Genomic DNA, 16,176 nt, shown 5'->3' with positions numbered 1-16,176 from the left:
GGGCGGCTCAGGTCAGTGCGTTGCGGTTGGCCACATCGATCAACTCAACCAGCGATACCACCCCGAGCTTTTCCATGATGCGGGTCTTGTAGGTGCTGATGGTCTTGGCGCTGAGGATCATCGCCGTAGCGATTTCGCCATTGCTGGCGCCCTTGGCCAACTGGCGCAGCACCTCGAACTCACGGTTGGACAGCTTGTCCAGGCGCTGGAGTTCCGAGCTTGACCGGTCATTGAAGCGTGACGCATCGGGCAGGTAGGAGTAGCCGTTGAGCACGGCCTTGAGGGCGGCGCTCAGGATATCGAGGTCTTCGTCCTTGCGCACGAATGCCGAGGCACCGGACTCGATGCAACGGCGGGCGAACAGCCGGGGTGGGCGGCCGGTCAGTACCAGGATGCGTGGCGGGTTGGTCAACTGGCTGAGCCGCTCCAGCACGCTCAGGCCATCCAGGCGTGGCAGCCCCAGATCGAGGATCACCACGTCAGGCTGCAGCTTGCGCGCCAGTTCGACAGCACTGGCGCCGTCTCGGGCTTCACCGACGATGTTGTAGCCATCGCGCTCCAGCAGGGTGCGGATGGCGAAGAGGATGGTGGTGTGGTCATCAACGATCAAGACTTTGGGCATCGCGCAACTCCTTGTCAGAGAGGTGATCCAGGCCCCGAACCGTTCGGGGCGACGCCTGCCCAGGCTCTGGCAAGGCGGCCAAGATACGTGGAAACGCTCAGCAGGAGTACGTCCAGTATAGAAGTGAGGAAGAAATCAGTTCGATTAGAGGATTTTTCTTACAAGGCGCTCGAAAGTTCTGTAGCCGATTTCCTATCGTCTGGGCCGGTTATCGCTAGCAGAGGCGGTTGAATTGGCAGGCGCGCCCATGGGAACGCGCCGGGCATGGGGCCGGGAGGGACGCCGTCAATGGCCGTCAAGGTCGGTACAGGTGCGCATGCCCGGCGCGGTAGAGCGCCGACTCGCTGAAGGTATCGCTGCCCAATACCCGGCCCACCAGGATCAGTGCGGTGCGTCGAAAGCCCTTGGCCTGCACCCGTTGCACGATGTCGTCCAGGCTGCCCAGCACCCAGTCCTGATCTGGCCAGGTGGCGCGGTGCACCACGGCGATCGGGCAGTCCCTGCCGTAATGCGGGCGCAGTTCCTCGACGATTCTGGCCAGGTGCTTGACCCCCAGGTGAATGGCCAGGGTTGCCTGGTGGCTGGCCAGGCTCCCCAGCGATTCGCCCGGCGGCATCGGCGAGGTGTCGCCGTAGCGCGTCAGGATCACACTCTGGGCGATGTCCGGCAGGGTCAGCTCGCATTCGAGCAGGGCGGCACTGGCAGCCACGGCGGTCACGCCGGGGATGATCTGGAATGGGATACCCAGTTCACGCAGGTGGCGGATCTGTTCGCCGATCGCACCGTACAGCCCAGGGTCGCCGCTGTGTACGCGGGCCACATCCTGGCCGTTGGCGTGGGCCGTGCGCATCAGCTCGATGATCTGCCCCAGGTGCAGTTCGGCGCTGTTGATCACGGTTTCGGCGCGGTGGCCTTCGAGCACGGCGGCGGGCACCAGCGAGCCGGCATAGATGATCACCGGGCAGCTGTGGATCAGGCGCTGGCCCTTGACGGTGATCAGCTCGGGGTCGCCCGGGCCGGCACCGATGAAATAGACGGTCATGATGAATCCTTGGAAAGATTGCGCGGCATTATCCGTCAAACGGCGGGGCCCAGGCCAATGCCAGGGTGGCGGCGCCTTGCACGGTGCGTGGCAGGCGCAGTGCGGCATTGGCGCCGCCGCGTTGCTCGGCCAGGGCCAGCGCGGCGCTTTCGGCCACCCCATGGCAGCCGCTGAGGGCGAACGCCGTGGGCGAACGGTGGCTCAGGCGGCTTTCGAAGGGGGCCAGTTGCGCGGCCGAAAAGAACACCAGCGGCAACCCCAGTTGCCTGGCCAGTTCATGCAGGCCGGGTTCGCCGGCCTTGAGGTCGATGCTGGCCAGCCCGGCGAGGGCAGAGGCGGGCAGGTGATGGGCGAACAGGGTCTGCTGGAGCAGGGCGGCCAGTTCGCGGGCCAGGCAGCCGCGACGACAGCCCAGCCCGGCATACAACTGCATCAGGCTGGCTGGCGACGGTACAGCCAGGCACTGAGCAGGCCCAGGGCCAGCCAGAACGCGGCATTGGTCAACAGCGACGCCACCTTGAACTGCGCCTCCAGTGCTTGCGGCGCCAGGCTCTCGTGCACCTCCGGCTGCGGCGCACCGATCACGTGCGGAACAACCAGCAATGCCACACCCAGCGCCTTGAGCAGCCAGTTGTGCGCAAACACGATCAGGGCCAGGCCGGCAGCGGTGGCAGCCGCGGCGCCCACCCACCACAGTTGACGCTGCGCCAGGTCGGCGGCGGCAGTGCCCGGCAGCTCTGGCGGCAGCCCGAGGGTGGGCGCCAGGCAGAATACCGCGAACCCGGCAAGCCCCCAGGCTGCGCCGGTGGCGGTACGGCCCGGCGCACGCAGGGTGTACAGCGCAGCCAGGATCAGGGCAAAGCCGACCGCCACCACCAGGTTGCCACCGGTGGTCGACAGCACGCGCTGCCAGCCGTCTTCAGGCGACCAGGCCTCGGCATCGTGGTGGTGGCCTTCACCCGCGGCGTCGGCATGCTCATGGGTTTGGGCGGCCGGTGCCGGGTTCTCGTAGGTTTCGGCCTGCAGAATCAGCGGTGCGACCCAGAAGCTTTGCAGCAGGGTCAGCAGCAGGGCGGCGAGCAGGCCGGTAAAGCCTGCGGTGCGGGCAATGCGCTTGATCATCGGGGCAGGTCTCAGTGGCAAGGGAACGCGGCGCTGTGGCGGGTATCGTGGGCAGCGTTGTGCACCGCCTCGATGTGCGAGAAGCCGGCGAAGTAGACCAGGCAAAGGCCCAGCAGCGAGGCACCGATGGCGACGGCCAGGCGCTGGCTGAGGGTAGTGGGGGTGACGAGGGGCTGGCTGGCGGTACTGATGGGCATGGCGCGTTCCTTTTGCTGTTGTCGTGTCGTCGGGGCTATCGGCAACAGGCAAGCGCGGCCAACCCCTGCGCGAGGCTCGCCCAGGGGTTCAACAGCGCCCGCCCACCGCGGGTTTGTCATGACTGTATCGGGCCGGTCTCCGGGCTTGCGAGGGCTGGCAGCATGCTCAGCCTGAGGGCGTCACCTTCCCATGCCGCACAGCTGGCACAGTGGTAAAGACGCTTTCCTCGCTTACCGTTGCGGGGGCAGCACCGGATTTGTCGCTGCTTCTTTGCAGAAGCGGCTGACGCACCGGTTTCCCGTTTCACCTTGTAAAAAGGCACCCGAACGAATGCGGCTAGCAAATCATGCGCGCCGGCATCCGTCAATACAGCGGTTGACCTGCCCCGGACCACTGCGTAGCCTAGCCGCTTCGAGGTTCTGCGGCCCTGGCTGCAGCTAAGACGGGAATACGGTTCAAGCCGTGGCTGCCCCCGCAACTGTAAGCGTTGAACGGCATCGGCCGTGCCACTGCCCCGGGCGGGAAGGCGTCGATGCAGCCGGCAGGCGTGCCGGCACAGCGCGAGCCAGGAGACCTGCCTCGAACAGTTTCCGACTTTCAACCGGGCGGGGTGATCCGGTGGCGAATGCGCTCAGGCAGCAAGGCTCCTGCGGCTCTCGTCCTGCATGCCCGCCATCCTGCCAAGGGCACCCCCATGAAAACACTGGCCAAACTCCCCGTCACCATCGTTACCGGCTTCCTCGGCTCGGGCAAGACCACCCTGCTGCGGCACATGCTCGACAACGCCCAGGGCCGCCGCATCGCGGTGATCGTCAACGAGTTCGGCGAGCTGGGCATCGATGGCGAGATCCTCAAGCAGTGCAGCATCGGCTGCACCGAGGAAGAAGCCAGCGGGCGCGTCTACGAGCTGGCCAACGGCTGCCTGTGCTGCACCGTTCAGGAAGAGTTCTTCCCGGTGATGCGCGAGCTGGTGGCGCGCCGTGGCGACCTGGACCATATCCTCATCGAAACCAGCGGCCTGGCGCTGCCCAAGCCGCTGGTGCAAGCTTTCCAGTGGCCGGAAATCCGCAACGCCTGCACGGTCGATGCGGTGATCACCGTGGTCGACAGCCCGGCCGTGGCCGCCGGCACCTTCGCTGCCTACCCCGACCAGGTGGACGCCCAGCGCAAGCTCGACCCGAACCTGGACCACGAGTCCCCACTGCACGAACTGTTTGCCGACCAACTGGCCAGCGCCGACCTGGTGGTGCTGAACAAGGCTGACCTGATCGCTGCCGACGACCTGGCCAGGGTGCGCGCCGAGGTGGCCGAGGAACTGCCGCCTGCGGTCAAGGTGGTGGAGGCCAGCAGCGGCCGCCTGCCGTTGGACGTATTGCTGGGCCTGGGCGCCGAATCCGAGCAGCACATCGACGCGCGCCGTACCCACCACGATTCGCACCATGACGGCGATGACGACCACGACGATCACGACCATGATGCCTTCGACTCCATCTCCATCGAGTTGCCCCAGGCCGACGAAAGCCTGCTGCTCGATGCCCTGACCCAACTGGTGGTGCAGCACGGCATCCTGCGCGTGAAGGGCTTCGCGGCCATTCCGGGCAAGCCGATGCGTCTGCTGGTGCAGGGCGTGGGTACGCGCTTCGACAAGCACTTCGACCGCGCCTGGCGCAGCGACGAGCCACGTACCACGCGCCTGGTGCTGATCGGCCAGGACCTTGACGCCGTGCAACTCGAAGCCAGCCTGCGCGCCGCACTGGGCGCCTGACCCATGCACCTGCTGCGGACCCAGCCCGGCGGCTTTGTGCCGGACGACAGCATCGCCGACCTCGGCCAGACCCCCGCCGACCTGGTGATTCTCTGCAGCGGTGATTCGCACCTGGCACTGCTGGCCGAAACCGCCCAGCAGTTGCCGGACGACTACCCCAGCCTGCGCCTGGCCAACCCGATGCAGGTGCAGAACCATGCTTCGGTCGACCTGTATGTGGACGAAGTGCTGCGCCATGCCAAGGTCATCCTGGTGTCGCTGCACGGCGGCATCGGTTACTGGCGCTATGGCGTGGAGCAACTGGTGGCGCTGGCGGGGCGGGGCGTGCAACTGATCCTGGTGCCGGGCGACGACCGCCCGGACCCTGAGCTGACCAGCCTGAGCACGGTGCCCGCTGCCCAGGCCGAACGGTTGTGGCACTACCTGCGCCAGGGCGGCAAGGCCAATGCGCTGAACCTGTTCCAGTGCCTGGCCAGCCAATGGCTGGGCCGCGACTACCGCTGGGACGAGCCGCAGCAGTTGCCGCGCACCAGTGTCTATCACCCGCAACACCCCCAGGCGAGCGTGGACAGCTGGCGTGCCCTGTGGCAGCCCGGCCAGCCCGTGACGCCGATCATCTTCTACCGCTCGCACCTGCAGGCCGCCAACACGGGGTTCATCGATGCGTTTTGCGAGCGTCTGCAAGGCGCGGGGCTCAACCCGCTGCCGATTGCCGTGGCCAGCCTCAAGGAGGCAGCCTGCCTGGACCAGGTCGAGCAATGGCTGGACCAGGTCGACGCGGCCCTGATCATCAATACCACAGGCTTTGCCCAGTCCAGCCCGCAGCAGCCGCATTTGCGCCCGTTCCGGCGCGACATCCCGGTGCTGCAGGCCATCTGCGCACAGGACAACCAGCCGGCCTGGGAGGCCAGCGAACAGGGCCTGGGGGCCCGCGACCTGGCCATGCACATTGCCCTGCCGGAACTGGACGGGCGCATCATCAGCCGGCCGATCAGCTTCAAGGACCTGGCCTGGCGCAGCGAACGCAGCCAGTCGGACGTGGTGTGCTACAAGCCGCACCTGGAACGCATGGATTTTGTTGCGGAACTGGCCCGGCGCTGGTGCGAGCTGGCGCGCCTGGACAACCCGCAAAAACGCGTGGCGCTGATTCTGGCCAACTACCCGACCCGCGACGGGCGCATCGGCAACGGTGTGGGGCTGGACACCCCGGCGGCGGCGCTCAACATACTGCGCGCCATGCAGGCCCAGGGCTACCCGGTGGGGCCTTTGCCAGACAGTGGCACGGCGCTGATCCAGGCCCTGCTCGGCGGGGTCAGCAACGACCTCGACACGCTCGACCAGCGCCCTTGTGCCCAGAGCATGGCGCTGGACGATTACCGCGCCGCCTTCGCCCTGTTGCCCCAGGCCAACCAGCAGGCGGTGCGCGAGCGCTGGGGCGAGCCGGAGCAGGACCCGATGTTTCGCAGCGGGCGCATGATGGTCGCCGGCCTGCGCCTTGGCCTGACCTTCGTCGGTATCCAGCCGGCGCGCGGTTATCAGGTCGACCCCAGTGCGGTGTACCACGACCCCGACCTGGTGCCGCCGCATGGCTACCTGGCGTTCTACTTCTGGCTGCGCCACGCCTATGCCGCCGATGCGCTGATCCACGTGGGCAAGCACGGCAACCTGGAGTGGCTGCCGGGCAAGGGCGTCGGCCTGTCGGCCGGGTGCTGGCCGGACGCGTTGCTGGGGCCGCTGCCGAACATCTACCCGTTCATCGTCAACGACCCGGGCGAGGGCGCCCAGGCCAAGCGCCGCACCCAGGCGGTGATCATCGACCACCTGATGCCGCCGTTGACCCGCGCCGAAACCTACGGGCCGTTGCGCGACCTGGAACTGCTGGCCGACGAGTACTACGAGGCGCAACTGCTGGACCCGCGCCGGGCCCGTGAACTGCAGCGCGACATCCTCAACCTGGTGCGCGACAACCACATCGACCGCGAGCTGCAGCTGGAAGGCGCGCTGGACGATGCGGCGGTGTGGCTGCCGCGCCTGGACACCTACCTGTGCGACCTCAAGGAGTCGCAGATTCGCGACGGCCTGCATGTGTTCGGCCAATCGCCGGACGGTCGCCTGCGGATCGACACGCTGCTGGCCCTGCTGCGGGTGGAACGTGGTGATGGGCGCGGCCCCAATGCCAGCCTGCTGCGCGCCCTGGCCCGCGGCCTGGGGCTGGGCTTCGACCCGCTGGACTGCGACCTGGGCCTTGCCTGGGAAGGACCACGGCCGCCCAGCCTGGCACAGGTGAGCAGCGAGGCCTGGCGGACCAACGGCGACACCCGCGAGCGGCTTGAACTGTATGCCGCCCGCCTGATCGAGCAGACCCTCGACGGGGCGCCGGCCAGCCACCAGCACAGCGCCGACGTCGAGGCCGTGCTGCAGGCGCTGCGGGCCCAGGTGGCGCCGCAGCTGGATGCCTGCGGCCCGGCCGAAATGCAGGGCCTGCTGGCGGCGCTGGACGGGCGTTTCGTGCCGGCGGGGCCGAGCGGGGCGCCCAGCCGCGGGCGCCTGGACGTGCTGCCCACCGGCCGCAACTTCTACACCGTGGATGTGCGCAACCTGCCCACCGCCACGGCATGGCGCATCGGTTTCGCCTCGGCCAACCTGATTCTGGAACGCCACCTGCAGGACCACGGCGACCACCTGCGCCAGCTCGGCCTGTCGGTATGGGGCACGGCCACCATGCGCACCGGCGGCGACGACATCGCCCAGGCCATGGCCCTGCTCGGCGTACGCCCGGTATGGGCCAGCGGCAGCCAGCGGGTGGACGACTTCGAGATCCTGCCGGTGAGCCTGCTGGATCGCCCACGGGTAGACGTGACCCTGCGCGTTTCGGGGTTCTTCCGCGATGCGTTCGGCAACCTGATCAAGCTGTTCGACGCGGCGGTGCAGGCCGTGGCGGCACTGGATGAGCCGGATGACCTCAACCCCCTGGCGGCCAAGGTGCGCAGCGAGCGTGCCGAACTGCTGGCCGCTGGCCTGAGCCCCGAGCAGGCCGAGCGCCAGGCGGGCTGGCGGGTGTTCGGCTCCAAGCCCGGTGCCTACGGCGCCGGGGTGCAGAACGCCATTGACGGCCGTCTGTGGCACAGCCGTGAAGACCTTGCCGAGGTCTACCTCAACCATGGCGCGTATGCCTATGGCGCCTCGGACGACGGCACCGCCGCGCGCGAACCCTTTGCCCGGCGCCTGAGCCAGGTGCAGGCGGTGCTGCAGAACCAGGACAACCATGAGCACGACCTGCTCGATTCCAATGACTACTACCAGTTCCAGGGCGGCATGCTCGCGGCGGCAGAAAGCCTGGCCGGCGCCGGCGTTGCCAGTTACCACGGCGATCACAGCCAGCCGGATCGCCCGCGCATTCGCACCCTCAAGGAAGAACTGAACCGGGTGATCCGTGCGCGCGCGCTCAACCCCAAGTGGATCGACGGGGTCAAGCGCCATGGCTACAAGGGCGCGTTCGAGATGGCTGCGACGGTCGACAACCTGTTCGCCTTCGATGCCACCACGCACCTGATCGACGATCATCATTACCAGTCGCTGGCCGAGGCCTATGTGCTCGATGCCGCGACCCGCGAGTTTATCCGCCAGCACAACCCCGAGGCCCTGCGCGACATCACCGAACGTTTGCTGGAGGCCCAGCAGCGCGGGCTGTGGCAGGCTCCGGGCGAGTATCGACAGGCCCTGGAAGAGCAACTGCTGGACGCAGAGGAATAAGCCAGACATGAGCGAACCCGTACATTTTCCGCTGGCCGCCGTGGTCGGCGCCCACGACCTGAAGCTGGCGCTGTGCCTGACGGCCATCGACCCCAGGATCGGCGGCGTGCTGATCGAAGGCCCGCGCGGCATGGCCAAGAGCACCCTGGCCCGGGGCCTGGCCGACCTGCTGGGCGAGGGGCCCTTCGTGACCTTGCCGCTGGGCGCCACCGAGGAGCGCCTGGTCGGCACCCTGGACCTGGATGCTGCGCTGGGGCAGGGCCGCGCCCAGTTCTCGCCGGGTGTGCTGGCCAAGGCTGATGGCGGCGTGCTGTACGTCGACGAGGTCAACCTGCTGCCCGATCACCTGGTCGACCTGCTGCTGGATGTGGCTGCCAGCGGCACCAACCGGGTAGAGCGCGATGGCATTTCCCATCGGCACAGTGCGCGCTTCGTGCTGATCGGCACCATGAACCCGGAGGAGGGCGAACTGCGTCCGCAGTTGCTCGACCGTTTCGGCCTGAATGTGGCCCTGCAGGGCCAGCCGCTGCCCGAGGCGCGAGGCCAGATCATCCGCCGCCGGCTGGACTTCGACAGCGACCCGCAGGCGTTCTGCGCGCAGTGGGCCGATGCCCAGGCCGAGCTGCGCCAGCGCTGCCAGCAGGCACGCGAGCGCCTGGAACAGATTGCCCTGGATGACCAGGCCCTGACGCAGATCACCCAGCGCTGCTTCGAGGCCGGGGTCGACGGCCTGCGCGCCGACCTGGTCTGGTTGCGTGCCGCCCGTGCCCATGCGGCCTGGCGCAGTGCACCGGGCATCGAGGCCGAGGATATCGAGGCGGTGGCAGAGTTTGCCTTGCGCCATCGGCGCCATGACCGGCCCGCCGAGCAACCGCCTCGCCCCGACGCTCAGCCCCAAGGGCAATCGAGCCCGTCGAGCGAGCCCCAGGGCAGTGGCCAGTGGGGTGAGCTGCCAGGCCAGCCGGTGGCTGTGGGCGCTCGGCGCGAGGTACCGCGCTGGCCAAAAAAGCCTTGAGCATCCGCCCGCGCTCGCACCCGGCGGCGGATGCCAGGCCCCGTGCAGGCAAGCTCGACCGGGGCCCGCGCGGGCGTGCCCGGGCAGCCGGGCAGGGCAGCGTGGCCTGGCCTGCCACCCTGCTCAAGGGCCGCCCGCGCCAGCGCGACGAGCTGTGCTGGGCGCAGCGCACCGCCGCGCCGACGCAGCTCTGGCTGGTGATTGTGGATGCGTCGGCGTCTACCCGGCGTTACCAGGCACTGAGCAAGGCCAAGGGTTTGCTGGCCGAACTGTTCGACCAGGCGTACCGGGCCCGCGCCAGGCTCGCCCTGCTCACGGCCAGCGGCCGCGAACCGCGCTGGCAGCGCCACGGCCTGAAGGCCTCTGCCGCGCTGCAGCCCTGGCTGGCGGAGCTCGGCGCCGGCGGAGGCACGCCACTGCTCGAGGCACTGCAGCAGGCCCGGCAATGGCTGACCCAACGCCAGCGGCGCTACCCCAATGAGGTGCAGCACTGCCTGATCCTAACCGATGGCCGGCTCAAGGCCTGGCCGGCGCTGGAGGCACTGCCGTGCAGCAGCCTGCTGGTGGACATGGAAAGCGCACCGGTTCGCCTGGGCCGCGCCAGGCAAATGGCGCTGGAACTGGGTGCGCAATACCAACACCTGGAACAGTTCAACTTGCGTTGAAACAAGTACTTGGGCCGTAAACTGCGGCCAACTGCCGCAGCCGCCGGCGCACACTTCACAAACAAAAAAAGTGCACCCGGTGGGTGCACTTTTGCATGAACGGGGCAGGCCGGAAAGTTACTTCGGCATGCTCCACGGCTGCAAGTCATAACCTTTCTGGCTCAACTCGGCGCGCACTTCCTCGATCAGGTGTGCCAATTGCTGCGGGTCGGAATAGGTGCTGCTTGGAACTTGCTTGCTGCCGATACGGGTGCTGGTCCGGTCGATTACCGCCAGGCTGAGTTCGCCAGTGCCGTTAGGCACATCCCAGGCGACGCACTGGAAGGGTTCGAAGGCGTGGTCGGCAATCAGCAGTGCTTCGTTGACACGGAGCGGGGCGTTCATGGGTTCGGTCTCTCTGTGGTCCCAAACATTGAAAAAGTTGCGGCAAGGTGTGTTCCCTGCGGCAGGTTACTTGTACTGATGCACGCAGTAGTGGGTCAGGTCACACTGCAAGTAATGTTTTTTTAATCGGTGCTGACAATCTGCATTCATTGGCAACATCTGGGACGTTGAATTAACAGGAAAATTCTACCGAGTCGAAAGCAAGGCCGTATTTGCAGACGGACGGTAGTGGGCATTCTGACGTTGGTTGCTACTGTTACAGACGGGCCATACAACATGCTGTTTCTACTAACATTTCCAATAATTGGCGCCAAGGAAAGGTCATGCTGGAACCGGTACCGAACCGCCGCTTGCTGATCGTTGACCCTTGTGACGATTGCCACCGCTTGTTGCCAGGCCTGCGCAGCGTAGGTTGGGACGTGCGCACCTGCACCCTTGCCACTGCCCTGGAGCACCCTTGCGATGTGGGGCTGCTGCGCCTGCACGCCAGCCACCTGCAGCACCCCGATGCGGTCAAGGACCTGATCAGCCGCAGCGGTACCGAGTGGATCGCGGTGCTCAGCGCCGAGGAGCTGCGCGCGCAGAACGTGGGTGATTTTGTGTGCGAGTGGTTTTTTGACTTCCATACGTTGCCATTCGATGTCTCCCGCGTGCAGGTGACCCTGGGTCGCGCTTTCGGCATGGCACGCCTGCGCGGCAAGGGCAACCTGCATGTGGATGAGCCCGAGCACGAACTGCTGGGTGACAGCCGCCCGATCCGCGAACTGCGCAAGTTGCTGAGCAAGCTGGCGCCCACCGAGTCACCGGTGCTGATTCGAGGCGAGAGTGGTACCGGCAAGGAACTGGTGGCGCGCACCCTGCACCGGCAGTCGCAACGCCACGACAAACCGTTCGTGGCGATCAACTGCGGGGCGATTCCCGAACACCTGATCCAGTCCGAGCTGTTCGGCCACGAAAAGGGCGCCTTCACCGGCGCGCACCAGCGCAAGGTCGGGCGCATCGAGGCTGCCAACGGCGGCACGCTGTTTCTCGACGAGATCGGCGACCTGCCGCTGGAACTGCAGGCCAACCTGCTGCGCTTTCTGCAGGAAAAGCATATCGAACGGGTGGGCGGCAGCCAGCCGATTGCGGTGGACGTGCGCGTGCTGGCTGCGACCCATGTCGACCTGGAGAGCGCGATCACCAGCGGGCGTTTTCGCGAAGACCTGTATTACCGGCTCAACGTGCTGCAGGTGGTGACGGCACCGCTGCGTGACCGGCATGGCGACCTGTCGATGCTGGCCAGCCACTTTTCGCGTTTCTACAGCCAGGAAACCGGCCGGCGCCCGCGCACCTTCAGCGAAGACGCGCTGATGGCGATGGGCAAGCATGATTGGCCGGGCAATGTGCGCGAACTGGCCAACCGCGTGCGTCGCGGCCTGGTGCTGGCCGAAGGGCGGCAGATCGAGGCCCAGGACCTCGGGTTGCAGGGCGCGCAGGTCGAGATGACGCCGATGGGTACCCTGGAAGACTACAAGCACCGCGCCGAGCGCCAGGCGCTGTGTGACGTGCTCAATCGTCACAGTGACAACCTCAGCATTGCGGCCAAGGTGCTTGGGGTGTCGCGGCCTACGTTCTACCGGTTGCTGCACAAGCATCAGATTCGCTGAAGATCCCACGCTACGTCCATTCGCCAGCAAGGCTGGCTCCTACCCGAAGGTAGGAGCCAGCCTTGCTGGCGAATGGCGTCGGCGCAGATCAGAAGTAGTAAGGGAATTTGAGGCTGAAGGTGAAGTCCGGCGCATCGTCGGTCAGTCCGATCGACAGGTTGGGCACTATGGTCAGGTTGTCGGTGGCGGCCAGGGTCATGCCCACGTTGAAATAGGCGGCGTTGGCATCACTGCTGGGTACCGAGGTCCAGCTGTCGCCGGTTTCGGCCGACTTGATCTTGGATTTGCGCGCGATCAGGTCGGACACCGAGAACGACATGCTCATCTTCTCGTTCAGCGCAAAGGCGATACCGGCGCCGATCTGGAAGCTGTCGCCCAGCTTGACCTTGCCCGGCACCTTGACCCCGGACGTGGAGCTGACGTCACTGAACGACTCTTCCAGGGTATGGGTATAGGACAGGCTGCCGAACAGTACTGCCGGGTCGAACGTCTTGACCAGCGAGATGCCCGGGCTGATGGACCATACGCCGTTGCCGGTGGGCAGGTCTTCGGGGTAGGCGAGGCTGTCGTTGTTCGGGTCCTGGATCAGCTTGATGCCGAACGGGTCCTTGCCGGTGGGTGCCTTGACCCGCAGGGTGAGCACCGCATCGGGGCTGTTTTCCGATTCGTCGAGGAACTTGTAGGCCACGCCGAAGTTGACATCCCCCAGGGTCGGGTCGCGGGTGACGGTCTGTTCGGTCACGCCCTGGGCGTTGTTGCCGGCGCCCCCGGACTGGTAGGTGGACTCGCGGTAGACGATGGGGGCGTTGATATCGAACTGCCAACGCTGGTCGAGGTTGTAGCGGGCAGTCAGGTCCAGGGTCCAGTTGTCGGCCTTGATGCGGTCCAGGTTGATGTTGCCCAGGAAAATCGAGTCCAGCGCGAGGAAACCGTTGAGGATCAGTTGGCGGGTGTCGTAGCGGGCGTAGGTGATGCCGGTCTCGACGCTGAACTTGCCGCCACCGAAGAAGCCGCTGGCCTCGTCGTACAGGTTGGACACGCTCTGCGCAGGTTCCGAATCGCCCTTGAGCGCTTCGCCGTAGGAACTGCCGGTGCCGGGGGCCGCCCCGGATGCAGTAGCCACCTGGCCTGACCGGGTGGAGGCCGCTGGCGAGCGGGTCAGGCGCTGAGGGGGTGCCGGGGGTTGCTCTTCAACCTGGCGGACCCGCTGCTCGAGCACCATCAGTGCCTGCTGCTGGGATTCATAACGTTGCTTGAGTGCCTGCAACTCCTGTTTCAGGGCCTCAACTTGCGGGTCTGGCGCCGCTTGCAGCAGCGCTGAAGACGCCAGCGTGCTCACACAGACCACTGCCTTCAACGAAAACGATCGATGCATGGGTTAGCCGTCCCTTCCAACTGCGGTGAATTGAGACAGAGCGTAGATCAATATCCGGAAATACGAAGGCCTTTGAGTTGATCCAGGTTGCAGTTCAAGGCCCCGGCAGTAGGCAGGTTGTTGCGCAGTACCACATTGAGCTGGGTGATGTTGTTGACGGCGTTGTTGCCGCCCAGGAGCGTGGTGGCCTGCAGCAGCCCGCCCTGGGCCAGGCGCTGCACCGTATTGCCCTGGTTGTTGTTGGCCTGGATACCCAGCTGGATGCCCTTGCCGGTGGAGGAAACGCTCAGCGTGCCGGCGCCATTGCTGCCGGTGATGGTCTGCCCGCTACCCAGCAACTGACCCTGTGGCTTGCCCGCCGCCGGGGCGCTGTTGGCTTCCTTCACGTTGATCGAGACATTGTTGTAGGCCGTGTTGTAGTCGCCCGCTGCGCGTACCGACTGGGTAACGCCCTGGGTCGTGCCAAGGCCGGCCCCGCCGGTGACGGTACCGTTGCCCTGGGTTACCGGGGCGCCGTTGCCGTCGCGCGTGTCGAGCGAGACATAGAACTGCGGCTTGAACGAGGACTGCTGCACTTGCATGCTGGCGGTGGCGCCGATGCTGTCGCCGCGGGCGTTCTGCCAGGTGCTGCTCATCACCACGCCAAAGCTGATGATGCGCCCTGGCATCACATAGCGTCCGCGCAGTTCGGACAGTTCCTGGTCCTTGATCTCGATGGGCTTGAACTGCGCATGGGCAGGCAAGCTGGCGGCCAGGCAGGCGGCAACCAGCCAGGTTGAAGTCTTCATCGGGTGCTCCCCGGAGCTTCATGCCCCTTCTGATTAGAAGAAATCACTTTGTATGAAACCAAAATCCATCAACTGCGCATCGTCTACCGGGCTGAACCCGTTGATCTTGTTTTTTGCAGTCAAGGGTTGTGGCGGGTCGAGCAATGCGTTGGCCTTGTCATAGCCAGGGCCGATGACGGCAAAGATGATGCCGTTCCAGCCTTTGACGAAATCATCGAACTTGTAGCGTTTGTGGCCCAGAACCGGGTCACCGATGTACACCCAGTCCTTTTCGGTGCGTTGCAGCACCACGAAGTGCTTGTAGCCGCGAATGTCCATCAGCACCACCACCGGAATGGTGACGCTTTGCAGGCTCTCGGGCGGGATCCGATAGCCCCGGGCACGCATGCCGATGCTTTCCACGTATTTCTTCATGTCCAGCATGGAGAAGCCCTGGGTCTTGACCACTTGCTGGTCGGCGTGGGCGAGCATGCCGTCGATGATGTGTTCTTCGTCGACGTCCAGCCAGTAGGCCTGCTTGAGGACGGTGGCCAGGGCGGCGGCGCCGCAACTGAAATCGGTTTTCTGTTGTACAAGGTCGGCGAAGCGTCGTTCGCGAATGCTCTGGATGGGCTTGTAAATGACATTGCCGCCCGGCAGGGCAGCGATGGGCATCTGTGCGGCCTCGGCCAGGCTGGCCAGAAACAGCAATGCGGCAAGCAGGGCAATGCGCATGGTCTTCGCACCGTGTAGATGGCAGGAAAGGGGCCCCTGGGGGCCCCGTCCTTTTTCAGCTTACAGGCAGGCGCGGCAGCCTGCTGCGATGGACAGCGAGTTGCTCTGCTGGTTGCCCGAGCCGGCCGACACGTTGGCGCCCACGTTGCCCGACACGCCATTGAGCGAGTTGCTCATGTTGGCGTTGTTGACCACAGGGTTGGCCCAGCCGGTAGGTTTGAGCACCTGGTAGGTGTAGACACCACCGAGTACGAAGCTGCCTTCTTCGGTGAAGGTAAGCTTGTCTTTCTGTGGTTTGTTGCCGCCACGATCATCCCAGCCACCGTTGTGCCCGGGTTTGTCGTCTTTGCGTTCCACGTAGCCGTGGCCTTCGCCTTCGTACTGGCCATAGGCGGCAAAGGCGCCACCGAGGGTTTCCTTGGTGTAGGTACGGTCGGCCTTGTTGTTGACGCTCAGGCCGGAGGTGGACTGGTTGGCGGCTGCGCTGGCCACGGCCACACGGCCGCCGGACACGGCGATTGCCAGGTTGTTTTTCTGTTGGTTGAAGTCGCCGGCGGTCACGTTGACACCGATGTTGCCGGAGCTGTTGTTCGCCGAATTGGTGAGATTGGCGTTGTTCTGGGTAGAGAAGTTGTTGACGATGTTGCTGGTGTTGGTCTGGGTGGCGCTGGAAACAGCAACCGCACTGCCGAAGATGAAGCGTTCGTCGGCGGTGGCGATGGCGGCAACGTTGTCTTGCTGGTTGCCGTCACCGGCTGCCACGTTGGCGCCCAGGTTGCCTTGAGAGCCGTTTGCCGAGTTGTCCATGGTGCCGTTGTTGCGGGTGTTCTCGTTGAGCACACCGTTACCACCGTTGCCCTGGGTATCGATCACGGTGGCGCCAGCGCCGGCGTTTACCAGCAGGGCGAGCAGCGCGCTGGAATTGTTGTTGCCGCCGTTATTGCCGCCATTGTGTCCGCCGTTGTGACCACCGTTGTTTCCGCCCGCTTGTGCAGCAACTGCCATGACCGCTGCGAGTGCGAATACCAGAGGCTTGAGTGCCATTGTGGGTTTCATGGTGTTTCTCCGCATTGTTTTTAGTTGT

The 16,176-nt window shown here is 65.6% G+C and carries 15 protein-coding genes and 2 riboswitches; of the genes, 5 read left to right on the top strand and 10 right to left on the bottom strand.

Translation table 11 applies throughout. The annotated features are described in order from the left end of the window. Positions 1–7: 7 nt before the first annotated feature. The 5 genes from LOY33_RS13395 to LOY33_RS13375 form a co-directional block, all read right to left on the bottom strand. Positions 8–622, bottom strand: a complete 615-nt coding sequence (locus LOY33_RS13395; protein WP_043861449.1) for a response regulator transcription factor — start codon at positions 620–622, stop codon at positions 8–10. Positions 623–917: 295 nt separating this feature from the next. Then, positions 918–1,664, bottom strand: a complete 747-nt coding sequence (gene cobM / locus LOY33_RS13390) for a precorrin-4 C(11)-methyltransferase (RefSeq protein WP_253087155.1) — start codon at positions 1,662–1,664, stop codon at positions 918–920. A gap of 28 nt (positions 1,665–1,692) precedes the next feature. Continuing rightward, positions 1,693–2,097, bottom strand: a complete 405-nt coding sequence (locus tag LOY33_RS13385) for a cobalamin biosynthesis protein (protein WP_253087156.1) — start codon at positions 2,095–2,097, stop codon at positions 1,693–1,695. Continuing rightward, entirely contained in the window at positions 2,097–2,786 is a 690-nt protein-coding gene (locus LOY33_RS13380) for a CbtA family protein (protein ID WP_054914568.1), read from the bottom strand. Before LOY33_RS13380 ends, LOY33_RS13385 begins: the two co-directional genes overlap by 1 nt. Before the next feature lie 11 nt (positions 2,787–2,797). Further along, the gene (locus LOY33_RS13375; protein WP_043861453.1) at positions 2,798–2,983 is read right to left on the bottom strand and encodes a CbtB domain-containing protein; all 186 of its coding nucleotides are present in this window, start codon (positions 2,981–2,983) and stop codon (positions 2,798–2,800) included. Positions 2,984–3,095: 112 nt separating this feature from the next. Beyond that, a riboswitch (cobalamin riboswitch) is annotated at positions 3,096–3,325 on the bottom strand. Positions 3,326–3,381: 56 nt separating this feature from the next. Further along, positions 3,382–3,581, top strand: a riboswitch (cobalamin riboswitch). Positions 3,582–3,678: 97 nt separating this feature from the next. On the opposite strand from LOY33_RS13375, the gene cobW reads away from it, so the two are divergent. The 4 genes from cobW to LOY33_RS13355 are packed head-to-tail and all read left to right on the top strand — an operon-like array spanning position 3,679 to position 10,182. Next, positions 3,679–4,749: a cobalamin biosynthesis protein CobW gene (cobW, locus tag LOY33_RS13370; RefSeq protein ID WP_043861454.1), complete on the top strand. Its 1,071-nt coding sequence runs from the start codon at positions 3,679–3,681 to the stop codon at positions 4,747–4,749. A gap of 3 nt (positions 4,750–4,752) precedes the next feature. After that, positions 4,753–8,502 (top strand): cobaltochelatase subunit CobN, encoded by a 3,750-nt coding sequence (gene cobN / locus LOY33_RS13365; protein ID WP_253087157.1) that lies wholly within the window; start codon positions 4,753–4,755, stop codon positions 8,500–8,502. A 7-nt stretch (positions 8,503–8,509) separates the two neighbouring features. Next, positions 8,510–9,517: an ATP-binding protein gene (locus tag LOY33_RS13360; protein WP_054914566.1), complete on the top strand. Its 1,008-nt coding sequence runs from the start codon at positions 8,510–8,512 to the stop codon at positions 9,515–9,517. Beyond that, a complete protein-coding gene (locus tag LOY33_RS13355; protein WP_229589463.1) occupies positions 9,514–10,182 on the top strand; it encodes a VWA domain-containing protein in 669 nt (222 codons plus the stop codon). The genes LOY33_RS13360 and LOY33_RS13355 overlap by 4 nt, the downstream gene beginning before the upstream one ends. Before the next feature lie 117 nt (positions 10,183–10,299). On the opposite strand, the gene LOY33_RS13350 is transcribed toward LOY33_RS13355, so the two are convergent. Further along, the gene (locus LOY33_RS13350) at positions 10,300–10,566 is read right to left on the bottom strand and encodes a hypothetical protein (protein ID WP_054914565.1); all 267 of its coding nucleotides are present in this window, start codon (positions 10,564–10,566) and stop codon (positions 10,300–10,302) included. Positions 10,567–10,889: 323 nt separating this feature from the next. Here LOY33_RS13350 and LOY33_RS13345 point away from each other — a divergent pair, with 323 nt between their 5' ends. Further along, positions 10,890–12,215: a sigma-54 dependent transcriptional regulator gene (locus LOY33_RS13345; RefSeq protein ID WP_043861458.1), complete on the top strand. Its 1,326-nt coding sequence runs from the start codon at positions 10,890–10,892 to the stop codon at positions 12,213–12,215. Positions 12,216–12,303: 88 nt separating this feature from the next. On the opposite strand, the gene LOY33_RS13340 is transcribed toward LOY33_RS13345, so the two are convergent. The 4 genes from LOY33_RS13340 to LOY33_RS13325 are packed head-to-tail and all read right to left on the bottom strand — an operon-like array spanning position 12,304 to position 16,148. Then, a complete protein-coding gene (locus LOY33_RS13340) occupies positions 12,304–13,590 on the bottom strand; it encodes a hypothetical protein (protein ID WP_123752581.1) in 1,287 nt (428 codons plus the stop codon). Between the two features lie 47 nt (positions 13,591–13,637). Then, entirely contained in the window at positions 13,638–14,378 is a 741-nt protein-coding gene (locus LOY33_RS13335) for a hypothetical protein (protein WP_054914563.1), read from the bottom strand. A 33-nt stretch (positions 14,379–14,411) separates the two neighbouring features. Further along, positions 14,412–15,092, bottom strand: a complete 681-nt coding sequence (locus LOY33_RS13330) for a C39 family peptidase (protein ID WP_043861461.1) — start codon at positions 15,090–15,092, stop codon at positions 14,412–14,414. Positions 15,093–15,152: 60 nt separating this feature from the next. Beyond that, positions 15,153–16,148 carry a hypothetical protein gene (locus LOY33_RS13325; protein ID WP_043861462.1) on the bottom strand — a complete coding sequence of 332 codons (996 nt, stop codon included), beginning with the start codon at positions 16,146–16,148 and terminating at the stop codon, positions 15,153–15,155. Positions 16,149–16,176 lie beyond the last annotated feature (28 nt).

The organism is Pseudomonas sp. B21-036 (assembly GCF_024748925.1).
GTDB lineage: Bacteria > Pseudomonadota > Gammaproteobacteria > Pseudomonadales > Pseudomonadaceae > Aquipseudomonas > Aquipseudomonas palmensis.
Note: the sequence above shows the minus strand (reverse complement) of the source record. Positions and strands in the feature narration are given on the sequence as shown.

Coding starts and splice junctions, on each gene's coding strand:
- LOY33_RS13395 (WP_043861449.1), bottom strand. CDS start 622: ATGCCCAAAGTCTTGATCGTTGATGACCACACCACCATCCTCTTCGCC.
- cobM (WP_253087155.1), bottom strand. CDS start 1,664: ATGACCGTCTATTTCATCGGTGCCGGCCCGGGCGACCCCGAGCTGATC.
- LOY33_RS13385 (WP_253087156.1), bottom strand. CDS start 2,097: ATGCAGTTGTATGCCGGGCTGGGCTGTCGTCGCGGCTGCCTGGCCCGC.
- LOY33_RS13380 (WP_054914568.1), bottom strand. CDS start 2,786: ATGATCAAGCGCATTGCCCGCACCGCAGGCTTTACCGGCCTGCTCGCC.
- LOY33_RS13375 (WP_043861453.1), bottom strand. CDS start 2,983: ATGCCCATCAGTACCGCCAGCCAGCCCCTCGTCACCCCCACTACCCTC.
- cobW (WP_043861454.1), top strand. CDS start 3,679: ATGAAAACACTGGCCAAACTCCCCGTCACCATCGTTACCGGCTTCCTC.
- cobN (WP_253087157.1), top strand. CDS start 4,753: ATGCACCTGCTGCGGACCCAGCCCGGCGGCTTTGTGCCGGACGACAGC.
- LOY33_RS13360 (WP_054914566.1), top strand. CDS start 8,510: ATGAGCGAACCCGTACATTTTCCGCTGGCCGCCGTGGTCGGCGCCCAC.
- LOY33_RS13350 (WP_054914565.1), bottom strand. CDS start 10,566: ATGAACGCCCCGCTCCGTGTCAACGAAGCACTGCTGATTGCCGACCAC.
- LOY33_RS13345 (WP_043861458.1), top strand. CDS start 10,890: ATGCTGGAACCGGTACCGAACCGCCGCTTGCTGATCGTTGACCCTTGT.
- LOY33_RS13340 (WP_123752581.1), bottom strand. CDS start 13,590: ATGCATCGATCGTTTTCGTTGAAGGCAGTGGTCTGTGTGAGCACGCTG.
- LOY33_RS13335 (WP_054914563.1), bottom strand. CDS start 14,378: ATGAAGACTTCAACCTGGCTGGTTGCCGCCTGCCTGGCCGCCAGCTTG.
- LOY33_RS13330 (WP_043861461.1), bottom strand. CDS start 15,092: ATGCGCATTGCCCTGCTTGCCGCATTGCTGTTTCTGGCCAGCCTGGCC.
- LOY33_RS13325 (WP_043861462.1), bottom strand. CDS start 16,148: ATGAAACCCACAATGGCACTCAAGCCTCTGGTATTCGCACTCGCAGCG.